The sequence below is a fragment of the Inquilinus sp. OTU3971 genome, assembly GCF_038440215.1.
On the sequence record NZ_JASATH010000054.1, the window covers coordinates 24,905 to 41,032 of the forward strand.

The window sequence follows — 16,128 nt, forward strand, 5'->3', positions numbered from 1 at the left end:
GCCCTACCTGCCTATTCGAACATGCCTTTCGGCGTCTGACCCTTCAGGAAGGGCTCGATCACGGCCACCAGCAGCTCGGTCTGGCCGATCACGGCGGTGTGCGAGGTCGCCGGCAGCACGGCGAGGCGCGAGGCCGGCAGCGGCTGGCCCATGTCGCCCATGCCACCGCCGCCGAGCAGCCGGAACAGCGCCACCGAATGCTCCAGCGTCGCGACATCGGCGTCGCCGGTGATGATCAGCATCGGGGTCTTCAGCGCCTTGACCTCCGCCTCCCACGCCATCGGCTCCTTCTCCAGCGCGATCAGCTTGCGGACCAGCTCGGGGAAGCCGTCGGGGTTGGCGGCGAGCTTGCGGTACGCCTCGGCGAACACCGGCATGCCGACGAACATCTCCACCGTCATCTGCGGGATGAATTCCCGGAACGCCGGCTGCCAGCCCTGGGCGTCGTAGGCGACCGAGGCGGCGACGAGCTTGTTCACCTTGTCCGGGTGGCGGATCGCCAGCTGCAGCCCGGCGGCGGCGCCCATCGAATAGCCGAACACGTCGGCCTTCCGCAGGCCCACCGCATCCATGAAGGCGGCCACGTCGTCGGCCAGGGCGGGGTAGGTGATCGGCCGGCCGATGTCGGTGGTGCGGCCGTGGCCCTGGAACTCGAGCGCGTAGACCTTGTGGGTCTCGGCCAGCTTCGGGATGATCGCGCCCATCGACGGGATGTTCATATAGGCGCCGTGCAGCACGACCAGCGGGTCGCCGTTGCCGGAGATTTCGTAGTAGACCTGCATGCCGTTGACCTCGACGCGGGCGCCCGCCGGCGGGCTTTCGGCAAAGGCGGGACCGGCGACGAGCAGGGCCGCGGCCATCAGGACGGTGCGGATCATGGGGTTTTCCTCTCCAACGCGTGCGGTTTCGCTGACGCTGTCGATAAGACGAAGCAACCCGCCACCGATCCGACACGGTGCGCGCGAAATTTTGAGAGTCGCATGATGACGATCCGCATCCGCCCGGCACGACGAGAAGACCGGGATACGCTCGGGGCGCTCAAGCTGCGCGCCTCGCTGGCCTGGGGCGACCATGTCGAGGAATTGCGGGCGCTGCCCGAGGCGCGGCAGGTTCCGGCGGAGCACCTGTCCTCGGTGATCGTCGCCGAGCGGGCCGGCAGGATCGTCGGCTTCGCCACCGTGCTGCCGCGCGGCGACGGCGAGGCCGAGCTGGAGGATCTGTTCGTCGACCCCGCATGCTGGCGCTGCGGCGTGGGCACCCGGCTGGTGGCCGAGGCCGAGCGGCGGGCCAAGGCGCTCGGCACCCGTTCGCTGCATGTGATCGCCGGCGAACGGGCGCAGGCCTTCTACGAACGCTGCGGGTTCCGGGCCGTTGGCACGGTCATGACCGACCTCGCCCCCGCCTGCGAGATGCGGAAGGAGCTGGTGCCCGCCTACTCCGCCGGCTTCGGATGGGCCGGCGGCTCGTCCTCCTCGACCACGCGGTGATGGTCGCGGGCGAGATAGGTGTAGACCATCGGCACCACGAACAAGGTGAACAGCGTGCCGATCGACATGCCGGACGCGATCACCAGCCCGATCGAGAAGCGCGCCGCGGCGCCGGCGCCGGTGGCGTAGAGCAGCGGCACCACGCCCAGCACCATCGCCGCCGTGGTCATCAGGATCGGCCGCAGGCGGATCGCCGCCGCCTGCTCGATCGCCTCGCGCCGCGCCAGCCCCTGATCCTCCTGCAGCTTGTTGGCGAACTCCACCATCAGGATGCCGTGCTTGGTGATCAGCCCGACCAGGGTGATCAGCCCGATCTGGGTGTAGATGTTGATGCTGGCCCCGGCGATGTTCAGGCCGAAGCCCGCCAGGATGGCGCCGACATTCAACGCCGCCAGGGCGCCGAAGATCGACAGCGGCACCGACATCATGATGATCAGCGGGTCGCGGAAGCTCTCGAACTGCGCCGCCAGCACCAGGAAGATCACGATCACCGCGAAGGCGAAGGCGATCATCACCGTGTTGCCCTCGGTGATGTACTGCCGCGAGTCGCCTTCATAGTCGTAGGACATGCCGCGCGGCAGGATGCGGTCCGCGGTCTGCTGCAGGAAGGTCAGCGCCTGGCCGAGGGTGACGATCACCGGCGTCGGCACCGCCTGGATGGTCGAGCTGTTGAGCTGGTTGAACTGGGTGTAGGAATTCGCCGTCGCCTGGGTCTTCAGCGTCACCACCGAGGACAGCGGGATCAGGTCGCCGCCGGCGGTGCGGATGAAGTACTTGTTCAGCTCCTCCGGGTTCAGCCGGCTTTCCTGCGCGACCTGCGGGATCACCTTGTAGCTGCGGTTGTCGCGGTCGAACCGGCCGATGTCGTTGCCGCCCAGCATGACGTTCAGCGTGGTGCCGATGTCGTCCATGTTGATGCCCAGCGCCGCCGCCTTGTTGCGGTCGATCTCGACCGACAGCTCCGGCCGGTCGAAAGCCAGGGTGGCGTTGGCGAACAGGAACATGCCGCTCTGCCGCGCCTCGTTGGCGATCTGCTGCGCCATCTCGTAGACCAGCTGGGGCGAGCCCGGGGCCTTGATCACGAACTGCACCGGCGGGCCGCCGCCGGAGCCCGGCAGGGCCGGCGGCGAGGTGGCGAAGCCCTCGACCCCGGCGATGTTGCCGACGATGCCCTGGACCTGGGCCTCGATCTCGGCGCCGCTGCGGGTGCGCTCACCCCAGGGCTTGAAGGTCATGCCGCCGAAGCCGGACGCCAGCGAGCCGGCGCCGTTGACCGCGAAGATCGCGTCGTGCTCCGGCACCGTCTGCAGGTCCTTGATCAGCTTGTCGCTGAACCGGTTCATGTATTCGAGATTGGCGTAGCGCGGGCCCTCGAGGATCATGAACACGAAGCCCTGATCCTCCTTCGGCGCCAGCTCGCTCGGCGTCTTCCAGAACAGGAAGGCCGAGGCGGCAAGCAGCACGACCGCCAGGAACACCGTCACCGGCCGGTAGTTCAGCGAGTTGTGCAGCCGCCGGTGGTACCAGTTCTGCAGCCCGGTGAAGAAGCGGTCGACCACGCGCTGGAACCGGCCGACGCCGGCGCCATGCGGCTTCAGCATCTTGCTGGTCATCATCGGCGACAGGGTCAGCGCGACGATGCCGGAGATGATGACGGCGCCGGCCAGGGTGAAGGCGAATTCGCGGAACAGCGCCCCGGTCAGGCCGGTGGCGAAGCCGATCGGCACATAGACCGCGGCCAGGGTGATGGTCATCGACACCACCGGCCCGGCGATCTCCGCCGCCCCCTTCAGCGCCGCCTGCCTGGGCGTCAGCCCCTCCTCGATATGGCGGTGGATGTTCTCGACCACGACGATGGCGTCGTCGACCACCAGGCCGATCGCCAGCACCATGGCCAGGAGGGTCAGCGTGTTGATCGAGTATCCGAGCGCGTAGAGGCAGAACAGCACGCCGATCAGCGACAGCGGGATGGTGACGACCGGGATGACGACGGCGCGGAACGAGCCGAGGAACAGCAGGATAACGACAACCACGATCGCCACCGCCTCGGGGATGGTCTTGCCGACCTCCCAGATCGAGGATTCGATGAATTCGGTGGCGTCGTAGACGATCTCGCCGCGCATGCCCTCCGGCATCTGGCGCTCGATGTCGACCATCGCCGCGCGCACATTGGCCGCCGTGGTCAGCGGGTTGGCCGCGGGCGTCGGGTTGATGGCGATGAAGATCGCCTCGCGCCCGTTGAAGGTGACGCGGGCGTCGTAGCTCTCGCTGCCCAGCTCGACCCGGGCCACGTCCTTCAGCCGGACGATGTTCGACCCGTCCGACCGCACCACCAGGTCGCCGAAGGCCTCGGCCGTGCGCAAAGTGGTGTCGGTGCGGATGGCGAAGGTGACCAGCTCGCCCTCGGTGCGCCCCGGCGCCGACTGGAAGTTGTTGGCCCGGATCGCCGTCACCACGTCGGCCGCCGTCACCATGCGCGCGGCCAGCCGGATCGGGTCGACCCAGACCCGCATGGCGAAGCTCTTGGCGCCCAGGATCTCGGCCTCGGCCACGCCCTCGGTGGTCGACAGCTGCGGCTGCACCACCCGGGTGATGTATTCGGTCACCTCCTCCGGCGACATCCGGTCGCTGTCCAGCGCGATGTACTGGATCGCGATCTCCTGCCCGGTGCCCTTGACCACCACCGGGTCCTTCGATTCGTCCGGCAGGTCGTTGCGGACCTGCTGCACCTTGGTCAGCACCTCGGTCAGCGCCGCGTCCGGGTTGGCGTTCAGCTTCATGTGCACCGACACGGTGCTGACGCCCTGGACCGAGGAGGAGGTGACGTAGTCCAGCCCTTCCGTGCTGGCCACCGACTGGGCGATCGGGGTGGTGATGAACCCCTGCATCAGGTCGGCGCTGGCCCCCGGATAGGCCGTGGTGATGGTGATCACCGTCTCCTCGGTCTTCGGGAACTGGCGCACCGGCAGGGTGGCCAAACCCTGCAGGCCGAGCAGCAGGATCAGCAGGCTGACCACCGAGGCCAGCACCGGCCGGCGGATGAAGATCGAGGTGAAGTTCACGGCGTTTCCCCCTTCCCGGCCGGGCCTAGGACCCGGCCTGCGGCGGACGCGTGGGGTCGACCGAGTTGTCGATCACCACCGGGAAGCCGTTCTGCAGCTTGAGCTGGCCGGAGGTGACGACCTGGTCGCCCGCCTTCACCCCCTCGACGATCTCGGCGATGTTGCCCTGGCGCTTGCCGACCCGGACGAAGATCTGCTCGACCATCAGCTGCGGCCCGGCCGGCGGCTGGCTCCCGCCCTTGCCGGCATCGCCGGAGGCGGCCGGCTTCTCCGCCGGTTGCTGCTGGCCGGCCTCGGCCTGCTTCTCGCGGATCACGAAGACGGTGTCGCCATAGAGGCTGAAGGTGATCGCGGTCTGCGGCACGGTCACGACGTTCGGCCGCTCCGGCAGGATCAGCCGGACATTGGCGAAGAAGCCGGGGCGCAGCTTGAGGTCGGGATTGTCGATGGTGGCCCGCACCTTGACCATGCGGCTGGCCGAGTCGACCACCGGCTCGATGCCGCTGACCTCGCCGCGGAACACCTCGTCCGGGAAGGCGTCGGCCCGCACCTCCACCTTCTGGCCGTGGCTGATGCGGCTGAACGCCTGCTCCGGCAGGGTGAAGTCGGCATAGACCTGGTCCAGGCGCTGCAGCGTCACCAGCGCATCGCCGGGGGCGACGTAGCGGCCGATGTCGATCTTGCGGATGCCGACGATGCCGGCGAAGGGCGCCATCACCGCCTTCTTGTCGATCGTCGCCTGGGCACGGGCGATTTGCGCCTGGGCCTTCAACAGCTCGGCATTGGCGGAGTCGAGGTCGGCCTGCGGGGCATTGCCGCGCGACCGCAGCGACGACACCCGGTCCAGGACCCGCTTCGCCAGGTCCATCGCGGCCTGGTACAGCCGCACATCCGCCTGGTCGATCGAATCGTCCAGCTGCACCAGCCGCTGCCCGGCGCTGACCGTGTCGTTCGGCTTGAAGTCGATCGACTTGACCGTGCCCGCGACCTCGGAGGCGAGTTCGATGCCCTCGACCGCGGAGACGCTGCCGATGCCCTCGAGGTAGTCGGTCCAGGTCTTCGCCTCGGCCTTGGTGGCGGAGATCGCCACCGGCGGCATCTGCTGGCCGGCAAAGAACGCCGCCACGCCCTGGTCGCGCATCACGTTCATGCCGACAAGCGCGCCGACGACGACGATCAGGCCGATCCCGACCAGAAAGAAGCGGAGAATCATGGGGGAACCGTCTCCCTGGCCGCAGCAGATCGTTGCCGGGCCGCGCTGTGAATCGAGAGGCGCGCCACCATACACCAGACTGTTACAGTTGACATGATCGGAAACATACATGCGTGTACGTCATATGTAACCGACCCCTCCATGCGCCGCTCGCAACCCGCCGGCGGGGGCCACCATCGCCCTTCGCATTGCCCCGTTCACCGACTAAGGTGCGGCTGGGACTGGACGGGACCCGCGTCATGCAAGTCTATCTGCCGATCGCCGAGGTCTCGGTGAACGCCCTGCTGATTCTCGGCATGGGTGGTCTCGTCGGGTTCCTGTCCGGCCTGTTCGGCGTCGGCGGCGGCTTCCTGATGACGCCGCTCTTGATCTTCATCGGCATCCCGCCCGCGGTCGCGGTCGGCACCCAGGCCAACCAGCTGGTCGCGGCCAGCGTCTCCGGCATGCTGGCGCATCTGCGGCGCGGCAATGTCGACCTGAAGATGGGGCTGGTGCTGCTGGCCGGCAGCGTGATCGGCAGCGTGCTGGGGGTGCGGCTGTTCAGCCTGCTGCAGCTGCTGGGCCAGATCGACCTCGCCATCAACCTGTTCTACCTGCTGTTCCTGGGCACGGTCGGCGCGCTGATGCTGGTCGAGAGCCTGCGGTCGATGCTGCGCCGCCGCCGATCGCCCGGGCAGCGGCGCAAGCTGCACAAGCACGGCTGGTTCCACGGCCTGCCGTTCAAGACTCGGTTCCCGAAGTCGCGGCTGTACATCAGCGCCCTGGCGCCGATCGCGATCGGCGCGCTAGGCGGCTTCCTGACCGCGATCATGGGCATCGGCGGCGGCTTCATCCTGGTGCCGGCGATGATCTACCTGCTGGGCATGCCGGCCTCGCTGGTGGCCGGCACCTCGCTGTTCCAGATCATCTTCACCACCGCCCTGGTCTGCTTCCTGCAGGCCTTCCAGAACCAGACGGTCGACGTGCTGCTGGCCCTGCTGCTGCTGGCCGGCGGCGTGATCGGCGCCCAGTTCGGCACCCATGCCAGCGGCCGGCTGCGCGGCGACCAGGCCCGCGCCCTCTTGGCCACGCTGGTGCTGATCATCTGCATCAAGGTCGGCTTCGACCTGATCGGCACGCCCGCCGACCTGTTCACCGTCGCCATGCGCCGGGGGGGCTGAGCCGTGCCGCGCCTCCTCTTGGCCGTCGCCATCTGGGCCGCGGCGCTGACCTTCTGCCGACCCGGCGCCGCCCAGGACCTGGTGGCCGACCTGTCCGACCACGTCATTGCCATCAACACCGGCTTCACCGGCACCAAGGTCCTGCTGTTCGGCGCCACCGAGGGCGAGGGCGACGTGGCGGTGGTGGTGCGCGGCCCGGCCGACCGGGCCACGGTGCGCGAGAAGGACCGCGTCGCCGGGGTCTGGCTGAACCATGCCAGCATGAAGTTCAACGGGGTGCCCGGCTTCTACGCCGTGGCCTCGAGCAAGCCCTTGGAGCAGCTGGCGCCGCCGCCGGTGCTGGAGCGCGCCGGCATCGGCCTGAAATACCTGCAGCTGGCGGTGAGCGACGACGACCGCGAGGCCGGGCCCGAAACCATTGCCGCCTTCCGCGACGCGCTGATCCGCGGCCTGCAGCGCGGCGGCCTCTACGTCGTCGAGACCGGCCAGATCAGCTTCCTCGGCGGCCGGCTGTTCCGGACCCGGATCGAGTTCCCGGCCAATGTCCCGACCGGCCAGTACCAGGTCGAGACCTATCTGTTCCGCGGCGGCCAGGTGGTCGACGCCCAGACCACGCCGCTGATCGTCGGCAAGGTCGGGATGGGCGCCGAGATCTACGAGTTCGCGCAGAGCGAGCCGGCGCTGTACGGGCTGGCCGCCATCATCGTCGCCGTCGCCTCCGGCTGGCTGGCGAGCGTCGTCTTCCGCCGCGCCTGATCCCTTCCCATCTGTTGAGGGTGCCATGACCGACAACGCCCCAGAGACCCCCAAACAGGAGCTGCCGCGCATCTTCCTCGTCGTCGTCGACGACACCGAGGAGTGGCGGGCGGCGCTGCGCTATGCCTGCCGCCGGGCCCAGCACACCGGCGGCCGGGTGGCGCTGCTGCACGTCATCAGCCCCAGCGAGATCCAGCATTGGGGCGCGATCGAGGACGTGCTGCGCGAGGAGGCCCGGCACGAGGCCGAGCAGCGGCTGCAGCGGGTGGCGCGCGAGGTCAACCAGCTGACCGGCACCATCCCGATCCTGCATATCCGTGAAGGTGCCGCCCGCGACGAGCTGATGGCCCTGATCGCCGAGGAGCCGTCGATCTCGGTGCTGGTGCTGGGCGCCGACACCGCCTCCTCCGCCGGCCCCGGCCCGCTGATCCAGTACCTGACCAGCAGCCGCGCCATCGGCAAGCTGCGAATCCCGCTGACCATCGTGCCGGGCCATCTGACGACCGACGCGATCGACGCCCTGAGCTGACGCGCGCCTCTTCCGCATGGCCGGCGGCTTGACGGCGCCATCCCGCGGTGGCATCCGAGCGTGACGGGTGCCGGCAGGCCCTGCCTTCGATGAATCGAGACATGGACGAGCCAGACAGTCGTCCCGACCGGGACGAATCACAGGGGCGACCCGACCGGATCGCCCCGCCAGGGAACGGACGGCCCAGCGCCGCGCCGGCCGAAGGGCCCCGCTAGACACCGCGGCCCCCGGCCCGGCGATGCGCCGGCCCGCAGGGGACAGACCGCGATGCTGCGCATCTATACGCTTTCGAACGCCCGTTTCGTCACGGTCGACCCGGCGAAGGGTGCCGCCTTCCCGCCGGACATGGTCTGGATCGACCTGTTCAACCCGACCGCCGAGGAGGAGCGGCTGGCCGAAGGGCAGCTCGGCCTGTTCCTGCCGACCCGCGAGGAGATGCAGGAGATCGAGGCGTCGAGCCGGCTGTACCAGGAGGATGGCGGCATGTTCATGACCGCCAGCGTGCTCTACGCCACCGAGACCGACGCGCCCGGCACCGCCCCGATCACCTTCGTGCTGAAGGGGCAGACGCTGATCACCATCCGCTATGCCGAGCCGAAATCCCTGGCCGGCTTCATCGCCCATGCCGAACGCCAGCCGATGCTGTGCCCCTCCGGCTCGGCCACGCTGATCGGCCTGCTCGAGGCCATCGTCGACCGCACCGCCGACATCCTGGAGCGGGTGGCGGGCGAGGTCGACGTCCTGTCGCAGCGGATCTTCAAGGTGCATGAGGCGGTGCACAAGCGCACCACCAATGAGGAGCTGGAGGCCAATCTCAAGCAGATCGGCCGCAGCCAGAACCTGGTGTCGAAGGCACGCGAGAGCCTGGTCAGCCTGGCCCGGCTGCTGAGCTTCCTGGCGGTCGGCGACGCCACCAAGGACAAGGTGTTCCGCACCCATCTGAAGAGCCTGAGCCGGGACGTGGCGTCGCTGACCGACCACGCCACCTATATCGGCAACAACATCACCTTCCTGCTCGACGCCTCGATGGGGATGATCAACATCGAGCAGAACGCGATCATCAAGATCTTCTCGGTCGCCGCCGTGGTGTTCCTGCCGCCGACCCTGGTGGCCAGCATCTACGGCATGAACTTCGAGGTGATGCCGGAGCTGAAATGGGTGGCCGGCTATCCCTGGGCCCTCGGCCTGATGGTCCTGTCCGCCGTGCTGCCCTATTTCTGGTTCAAGCGGAAGGGGTGGCTGTAGAAAGGCTGGAACGGCCTGAGGATATACGGGAGGCGTTCATGCCCGAGACCCGCGTCTTGAAGCTGTTCAGAACGGGCGCCGGCCAGATCGTCCGGTTGCCCGCGGACTTCCGATTCGACGGCGACACGGTTTACGCATCCCGCGATCCCCGCACGGGCGATGTAACTCTGTCCAGTCGGCCAGATGCCGATAGCTGGGGAGAGTTCTTCAAGCTGATGCGCTCGATCGACGTGCCCGACGATTTCCTAACCGAGCGTCCCATGAATGTTCTGCCGCGGGATGAAACCTTCTCAGAATAGCCTGAGCCTGCTTCTTCCTTGCCCCCTCCCGCGGAGGCTGTCGGATTCACACATTTTTGAAGTGAGCTTTTTTAGTCCCCCCTCCCGCAAGGGGAGGGGGACTAAAAAGAGGCGATGTGTGAATGTCTCAGCCCGCGAGGGAGGGGACTCGTTGAGCCGATGATCGAGCTGCGCCATCTCCGCTACTTCGTCGCCGTGGCCGAGGAGGGGCACGTCACCCGGGCGGCGGAGCGGCTGGGCATGCAGCAGCCGCCGCTGAGCCAGCAGATCAAGGCGTTGGAGCAGGCGCTGGGCGTCCCCCTGCTGCACCGGCTGCCGCGCGGCGTGCGGCCGACCGAGAGCGGCCTGGTGCTGCTGGCCGAGGCCCGCGCCATCCTGGCCCAGCTCGACCGTACGCTGGAGACGGTGCGGCGCACCGGGCGCGGCGAGCAGGGGCGGATCGCGGTCGGCTTCACCAGCTCCGCCGCCTTCCACCCATTCGTCTCCGCCGCCATCCGCGGCTTCCGCGAGGCCGCGCCGCAGGTCGAGATCGCGATGGAGGAGGGCAGCACTGGCGAGCTGGTCGAGGCGCTGCGGCTGGGCCGGCTGGACGCCGCCTTCATCCGCTCGCCGGTCGGCGACGCCGCCGGCCTCACGGTCGAGCCGCTGCTGGACGAGCCGATGGTCGCGGTCGTGCCGGCCGGCCATGCGCTGGCCGCCGGGCCGGCCCCGATCCCGCTGGCCGCTCTGGCCGAGCAGCCCTTCGTGCTGTACCGCCGCCCGAGCGGGCCGGGCCTCTATGATTCGATCATCGCCGCCTGCCGCGCCGCCGGCTTCAGCCCGCGCATCGTGCAGGAGGCGCCGCGGCTGGTGTCGACGCTGAGCCTGGTCGAGGCCGGGCTCGGTGTGTCGATCGTCCCGGCCTCGATGGCCCGGCTGGACACCGGCGGCGTCGCCACCCTGCGCCTGGCCACGCCCCTGGTGGCGCCGCTGCACCTGGCCCGCCGCGACGCCGAGCCGCTTGGCGCGACCCGGCGCTTCGTCGAGCATGTCCGGCGGATGGCCGAGGCTTAACGCGAGAAGCGCTTGGCCCCGGCCACGCAGAGGACCACCGCTGCGGCGCAGCCGACCAAGCCCCAGCCGACCGGCTCGTGCAGCAGGGTCGCGGCCAGGGCCAGGCCGAAGAAGGGCTGCAGCAGCTGCAGCTGGCTGACCGCGGCGATGCCGCCGAGCGCCAGGCCGCGATACCAGAAGATGAAGCCGATCAGCATGCTGAACAGCGAGACATAGGCCAGCGCCACGAGCGCCGGCCAGCCGACCGCGGCCCAGGAGGAAGGCCAGGTCAGCAGCGACGCCGGCAGCGACAGCGGCAGCGACAGCAGCAGCGCCCAGGAGATCACCTGCCAGCCGCCGAGCCGGCGCGACAGCCGGGCGCCTTCGGCATAACCCAGGCCGCAGGCCAGGATCGCCGCCAGCATCAGCCCGTCGCCGAGCAGCGAAACCTCGCCCCCCTGGCGCAGCGCATAGCCGCCGACGATGACGGCGCCGAGCACCGAGAACGCCCAGAAGGCCGGGCGCGGCCGTTCGCCGCCGCGCAGCACGCCGAACACCGCCGTGGCGATCGGCAGCAGGCCGACGAAGACGATGGCGTGGGCCGAGGTGACATAGCGCAGCGCCAGCGCGGTCAGCAGCGGGAAGCCGACGACGACGCCGAGCGCCACCACGACCAGCGGCCCGATGTCCGACCGCTCCGGCCGCCGCGGCCGCAGCGCCAGCAGCATCGTGGCGCCGAGCAGCCCGGCGATCGCCGCCCGCGCCAGGGTCAGGAACAGCGGGTCGAGGTCGAGCACCGCCACCCGGGTCGCCGGCAGCGAGCCGCTGAAGATGAGCATGCCGAGCAGGCCGTTGATCCAGCCCGCCGCCGCCTCGTTCGAAGGTTCCATGATCGTTCGTGTCGCTTCCATGCCGCCGACCATGACGGCCGGCGACGGCGCCGGCCAGAGATGGTAGAGTACAGTTTCGCCAAACTGTCCTGGTCCGGAGCCCGGTACGGATGCTCGATCTGGTTCCCGCGCCGCGAGACGGCGCCACGCTTGTTTCGACCGTGATGGACTCGATCCGCCAACGGATCGAGAGTCGTGCCTTGGCGCCGGGCGCCAAGGTACCGTCGATTCGCCGCCTGGCCGAGGCGCTGGGCGTGTCGAAATCAACCGTGGTCGAGGCCTATGACCGGCTGGCGGCGGAGGGGGCGATCGCCGCCCGCCCCGGCTCCGGCTTCTACGTCGCCCGGCGGGCGCAGCCTTTGACCCTGGCCGAGCCCGGCCGACGGCTGGACCGGACCATCGACCCGCTGTGGATCGCCCGCCAGGCGCTGGAGGATACCGACGGTCCGACGCTGAAGCCGGGCTGCGGCTGGCTGCCGGCCGACTGGATGCCCGATCCGGCGATCCGGCGGGCCCTGCGCGGCCTCGCCCGGTCGGAGGGCGCTGGCCTGGTCGACTATGATTCGCCGCTCGGCTTCGCCCCCCTTCGCCGCCACCTGGCCGGACGGCTGGCGGAGCGCGGCATCGCCGCCGAGGCCGGGCAGATCCTGCTGGCCGATGGCGGCACCCAGGCGATCGACCTGATCGGCCGGTTCCTGCTGGAGCCGGGCGACACGGTGCTGGTCGACGACCCCTGCTACTTCAACTTCCTCGGCGTGCTGCGCGCCCACCGCGCCCGGGTGATCGGCGTGCCGCGCACCCCGGCCGGCCCCGACCTGGACGCCTTCGCCCGCGCCGCGGCGGAGCACCGGCCGAAGCTCTACGTCACCAACGCCGCCCTGCACAACCCAACCGGCGCCAGCCTGGCGCCACAGGTTGCCCACCGGCTGCTGATGCTGGCCGAGACGCATGACCTGGTAGTGGTCGAGGACGACATCTTCGCCGATTTCGAGACTGAGCCGTCGCCACGGCTGGCCGCGCTGGACGGGCTGCAGCGGGTGATCCATATCGGCAGCTTCTCCAAGACCCTGTCGGCCGCGGTGCGCTGCGGCTTCATCGCCGCCCGGCCGGACTGGATCGAGGGGCTGACCGACCTGAAGCTCGCCACCAGCTTCTCCAACGGCGCCCTGGCAGCGCGGCTGGTGCACCGGCTGCTGACCGACGGCAGCTACCGCCGCCATGTCGAGGGGCTGCGCGGCCGGCTGGCGCGGGCGATGGGCGAGACCGCGCGGCGGCTCAGTGCCCTCGGCCTGGTGCCCTGGGTCGAGCCGCGCGGCGGCATGTTCCTGTGGGCGGCCCTGCCCGACGGCCTCGATTCGGCCGAGGTGGCGCGCCGCGCCTTGGCCCGCGACGTGGTGCTGGCGCCGGGCGACGTGTTCAGCCCGTCCCGCAGCGCCGGCCGCTACCTGCGCTTCAACGCCGCCCAATCCGCCAATCCGCGCATCTTCGCGGTGCTGGAGGAGGCGATGCGGGGGTAAGACAGGCAACGCAAAAGTGCGAGGCCTGCCACCCCAACAAAAAGGGCGCCCCGGTCGGGACGCCCTTCTGTCTTCAGAACCAAGCCGGCAATCAGGCCAACTCGGGTTCCTTGGCCGCGTCGTCGGACGAGACCGGGGCGGTCGGGTTCTCGATGTACTCGAACGCCAAATTCTCGCCATCCGCCGCCACGTCGACCCGGACCTGGCCGCCCTTGACCAGCTTGCCGAACAGCAGCTCGTTGGCCAGCGGCTTCTTGATGTGCTCCTGGATCACCCGGGCCATCGGCCGGGCGCCGTAGAGCTCGTCATAGCCGCGCTTGACCAGCCACTGCCGAGCCGCCGAGGACAGCTCGATCGTCACGTGCCGGTCGGCCAGCTGGGTCTCGAGCTGGATCACGAACTTGTCGACCACCTGGGCCACGATCTCCGGCGTCAGATGGCCGAAGGCGATGGTGGCGTCCAGCCGGTTGCGGAACTCCGGCGTGAACATCCGGTTGATCGCCTCCGTGCCCGCATCGTCCTTGCGGCTGGCGCCGAAGCCGATCGACTGCTTGGTCAGCTCGGTGGCGCCGGCATTGGTGGTCATGATCAGGATGACGTTGCGGAAATCGACCGACTTGCCGTTGTGGTCGGTCAGCTTCCCGTGATCCATGATCTGCAGCAAGATGTTGAACACATCCGGATGCGCCTTCTCGATCTCGTCCAGCAGCAGCACGCAATGCGGGTGCTGGTCGACCGAATCGGTCATCAGCCCGCCCTGGTCGAAGCCGACATAGCCCGGCGGGGCGCCGATCAGCCGGCTGATCGAGTGCCGCTCCATGTATTCCGACATGTCGAAGCGGACCAGCTCGATGCCGAGCAGCTTCGACAGCTGGCGCGCCACCTCGGTCTTGCCGACGCCCGTCGGGCCGGAGAACAGATAGTTGCCGATCGGCTTCTCCGGCTCGCGCAGGCCGGCGCGGGCCAGCTTGATCGCCGCCGACAGCGCGTCGATCGCCGGGTCCTGGCCGAACACCAGCGTCTTCAGGTCACGATCCAGGGTCTGCAGCAGCGCCTTGTCGTCGCGGCTGACGCTCTTCGGCGGGATCCGGGCGATCTTCGCCACCACCGCCTCGACGTCGCGCAGGCCGATGGTCTTCTTCCGGCGCGACGGCGGCAGCAGCATCTGGGCGGCACCGGCCTCGTCGATCACGTCGATAGCCTTGTCCGGCAGCTTGCGGTCGCCGATGTAGCGGGCCGACAGCTCCACCGCGGTGCGGATCGCATCCGCGGTGTAGCGCACCTGGTGGTGCTTCTCGTAGTAGGTCTTCAGCCCCTGCAGGATCTTGATCGTGTCCTCGACCGACGGCTCGTTGACGTCGATCTTCTGGAACCGGCGCACCAGGGCGCGGTCCTTCTCGAAGTAGTTCCGGTATTCCTTGTAGGTGGTCGAGCCGATGCATTTCAGCGCGCCCGAGGCCAGGGCCGGCTTCAGCAGGTTGGAGGCGTCCATCGCCCCGCCGGAGGTGGCGCCGGCGCCGATCACGGTGTGGATCTCGTCGATGAACAGCACCGCGCCGGGCAGGTTCTCCAGCTCCGACATCACCGCCTTCAGCCGCTCCTCGAAATCGCCGCGATAGCGGGTGCCGGCCAGCAGCGCGCCCATGTCGAGGGCGAAGATGGTGGCGTCGGCCAAGACCGGCGGCACCTCGCCGTCGACAATGCGGCGGGCCAGCCCCTCGGCGATCGCGGTCTTGCCGACCCCGGGGTCGCCGACATAGAGCGGGTTGTTCTTCGAGCGGCGGCAGAGGATCTGGATCGTCCGCTCGATCTCCGCCTCGCGGCCGATCAGCGGGTCGATCTTGCCCTTCGACGCCTTCTCGTTGAGGTTGACGCAATAGGTCCTGAGCGCCTCCGAGCCCTTCTTCACGACCTTCTCCGCCTGCGCATCCTCGTCGGCGCCCGAGACCGGACGCGATTCCCCCGGCCCGCCAGCGGGCCGCGCCCCACCAGAGGCGCCGGCCTTGGCGATGCCGTGGCTGATGTAGTTCACGGCGTCGAAGCGGGACATGTCCTGCTCCTGCAGGAAATACACCGCGTGGCTCTCACGCTCGGAGAACAGGGCGACCAGGACGTTGGCGCCGGTCACCTCCTCCCGCCCCGAGGACTGGACGTGGATCGCGGCGCGCTGCAGCACGCGCTGGAAGCCGGCGGTCGGCTTCGCGTCCTCGATCCCGTCGATCTTCAGGGTTGCGAGCTCGGTGTCGATATAGCCGACGAGGTCGCGGCGCAGCTTTTCGAGATTGACGCCGCAGGCGCGCATCACCGCGACGGCGTCCTGGTCCTCGGACAGCGCCAGCAGCAGGTGCTCGAGCGTGGCGTATTCGTGCCGTCGCTCATTGGCGAAAGCGAGGGCCCTGTGCAGCGTCTGCTCCAGATTCCGCGAGAGCATCGGTCGTCCCCATGCCGGAGGGCCCGCCAGACCTCTGGTCAGGCCTTCTCAAGAATACATTGTAGAGGATGCTGATTGCGGCGCGCGAAGTCCATCACCTGCGCCACCTTCGTCTCCGCCACCTCGTAGGTGAAAACGCCGCAGACGCCCACACCCCGACGGTGAACATGGAGCATGATGGTGGTGGCTTCCTCGCGGCTCTTCGCGAAGAAGCGTTCCAGGACATGGACGACGAACTCCATCGGCGTGTAATCGTCGTTCAGCATCAGGACCTTGTACATGGACGGCTTCTTCGTCCGCGTCCTGGTCTGAACGACAACCCCCGTGCCGGCGTCGTTGCCGCCTCCTCGATCATCCTTCCGTTCGGTGTCGCTCATGGATATGGGATGCGTGCTGCCGGTTTTGAACCCGACCATGATGATAGTGCCGCGCGGCCCGGAGTTGTAGGCCCGCGATGCGGAAAGAGTGCGGATGGCTGAAATGCGAACGGCCCCCGGGGCCCGGGGG

The 16,128-nt window shown here is 69.0% G+C and carries 14 protein-coding genes; 8 read left to right on the top strand and 6 right to left on the bottom strand.

The features are described from left to right. Positions 1 to 11: 11 nt before the first annotated feature. Positions 12 to 878: an alpha/beta fold hydrolase gene (locus tag AAHM41_RS15720; protein ID WP_342237501.1), complete on the bottom strand. Its 867-nt coding sequence runs from the start codon at positions 876 to 878 to the stop codon at positions 12 to 14. Between the two features lie 102 nt (positions 879 to 980). On the opposite strand from AAHM41_RS15720, the gene AAHM41_RS15725 reads away from it, so the two are divergent. After that, complete coding sequence (locus AAHM41_RS15725; protein ID WP_342237502.1) at positions 981 to 1,487, top strand: GNAT family N-acetyltransferase; 507 nt, start codon at positions 981 to 983, stop codon at positions 1,485 to 1,487. Here AAHM41_RS15725 and AAHM41_RS15730 read toward each other — a convergent pair. Together AAHM41_RS15730 and AAHM41_RS15735 are read right to left on the bottom strand one after the other, a co-directional pair. Further along, on the bottom strand, positions 1,433 to 4,549 hold the full coding sequence (locus AAHM41_RS15730) for an efflux RND transporter permease subunit (protein ID WP_342237503.1): 3,117 nt from the start codon (positions 4,547 to 4,549) through the stop codon (positions 1,433 to 1,435). The genes AAHM41_RS15725 and AAHM41_RS15730 overlap by 55 nt on opposite strands. A gap of 25 nt (positions 4,550 to 4,574) precedes the next feature. Next, on the bottom strand, positions 4,575 to 5,762 hold the full coding sequence (locus tag AAHM41_RS15735) for an efflux RND transporter periplasmic adaptor subunit (protein ID WP_342237504.1): 1,188 nt from the start codon (positions 5,760 to 5,762) through the stop codon (positions 4,575 to 4,577). A 239-nt stretch (positions 5,763 to 6,001) separates the two neighbouring features. On the opposite strand from AAHM41_RS15735, the gene AAHM41_RS15740 reads away from it, so the two are divergent. From AAHM41_RS15740 to AAHM41_RS15765, 6 genes are all read left to right on the top strand, one after another. Continuing rightward, on the top strand, positions 6,002 to 6,922 hold the full coding sequence (locus AAHM41_RS15740; RefSeq protein WP_342237505.1) for a sulfite exporter TauE/SafE family protein: 921 nt from the start codon (positions 6,002 to 6,004) through the stop codon (positions 6,920 to 6,922). Positions 6,923 to 6,925: 3 nt separating this feature from the next. After that, positions 6,926 to 7,678: a TIGR02186 family protein gene (locus AAHM41_RS15745; RefSeq protein ID WP_342237506.1), complete on the top strand. Its 753-nt coding sequence runs from the start codon at positions 6,926 to 6,928 to the stop codon at positions 7,676 to 7,678. A gap of 25 nt (positions 7,679 to 7,703) precedes the next feature. Continuing rightward, positions 7,704 to 8,207 (top strand): universal stress protein, encoded by a 504-nt coding sequence (locus AAHM41_RS15750; RefSeq protein WP_342237507.1) that lies wholly within the window; start codon positions 7,704 to 7,706, stop codon positions 8,205 to 8,207. Between the two features lie 267 nt (positions 8,208 to 8,474). After that, a complete protein-coding gene (locus AAHM41_RS15755; protein ID WP_342237508.1) occupies positions 8,475 to 9,452 on the top strand; it encodes a magnesium transporter CorA family protein in 978 nt (325 codons plus the stop codon). 38 nt (positions 9,453 to 9,490) lie between these two features. Beyond that, a complete protein-coding gene (locus AAHM41_RS15760) occupies positions 9,491 to 9,751 on the top strand; it encodes an antitoxin (RefSeq protein ID WP_342237509.1) in 261 nt (86 codons plus the stop codon). A 159-nt stretch (positions 9,752 to 9,910) separates the two neighbouring features. Next, positions 9,911 to 10,804, top strand: coding sequence for a LysR family transcriptional regulator (locus AAHM41_RS15765; protein WP_342237510.1), 894 nt, complete (start codon positions 9,911 to 9,913; stop codon positions 10,802 to 10,804). On the opposite strand, the gene AAHM41_RS15770 is transcribed toward AAHM41_RS15765, so the two are convergent. Further along, a complete protein-coding gene (locus AAHM41_RS15770; RefSeq protein WP_342237511.1) occupies positions 10,801 to 11,673 on the bottom strand; it encodes a DMT family transporter in 873 nt (290 codons plus the stop codon). The genes AAHM41_RS15765 and AAHM41_RS15770 overlap by 4 nt on opposite strands. Positions 11,674 to 11,783: 110 nt before the next feature. Here AAHM41_RS15770 and AAHM41_RS15775 point away from each other — a divergent pair, with 110 nt between their 5' ends. After that, positions 11,784 to 13,190 carry an aminotransferase-like domain-containing protein gene (locus tag AAHM41_RS15775; protein WP_342237512.1) on the top strand — a complete coding sequence of 469 codons (1,407 nt, stop codon included), beginning with the start codon at positions 11,784 to 11,786 and terminating at the stop codon, positions 13,188 to 13,190. Positions 13,191 to 13,281: 91 nt separating this feature from the next. Here the strand turns inward: AAHM41_RS15775 and clpA are convergent, their stop codons facing one another. After that, a complete protein-coding gene (gene clpA / locus AAHM41_RS15780; protein WP_342237513.1) occupies positions 13,282 to 15,621 on the bottom strand; it encodes an ATP-dependent Clp protease ATP-binding subunit ClpA in 2,340 nt (779 codons plus the stop codon). Positions 15,622 to 15,659: 38 nt separating this feature from the next. Then, positions 15,660 to 15,998, bottom strand: a complete 339-nt coding sequence (clpS, locus tag AAHM41_RS15785; protein WP_186002603.1) for an ATP-dependent Clp protease adapter ClpS — start codon at positions 15,996 to 15,998, stop codon at positions 15,660 to 15,662. Between the last annotated feature and the right edge of the window lie 130 nt (positions 15,999 to 16,128).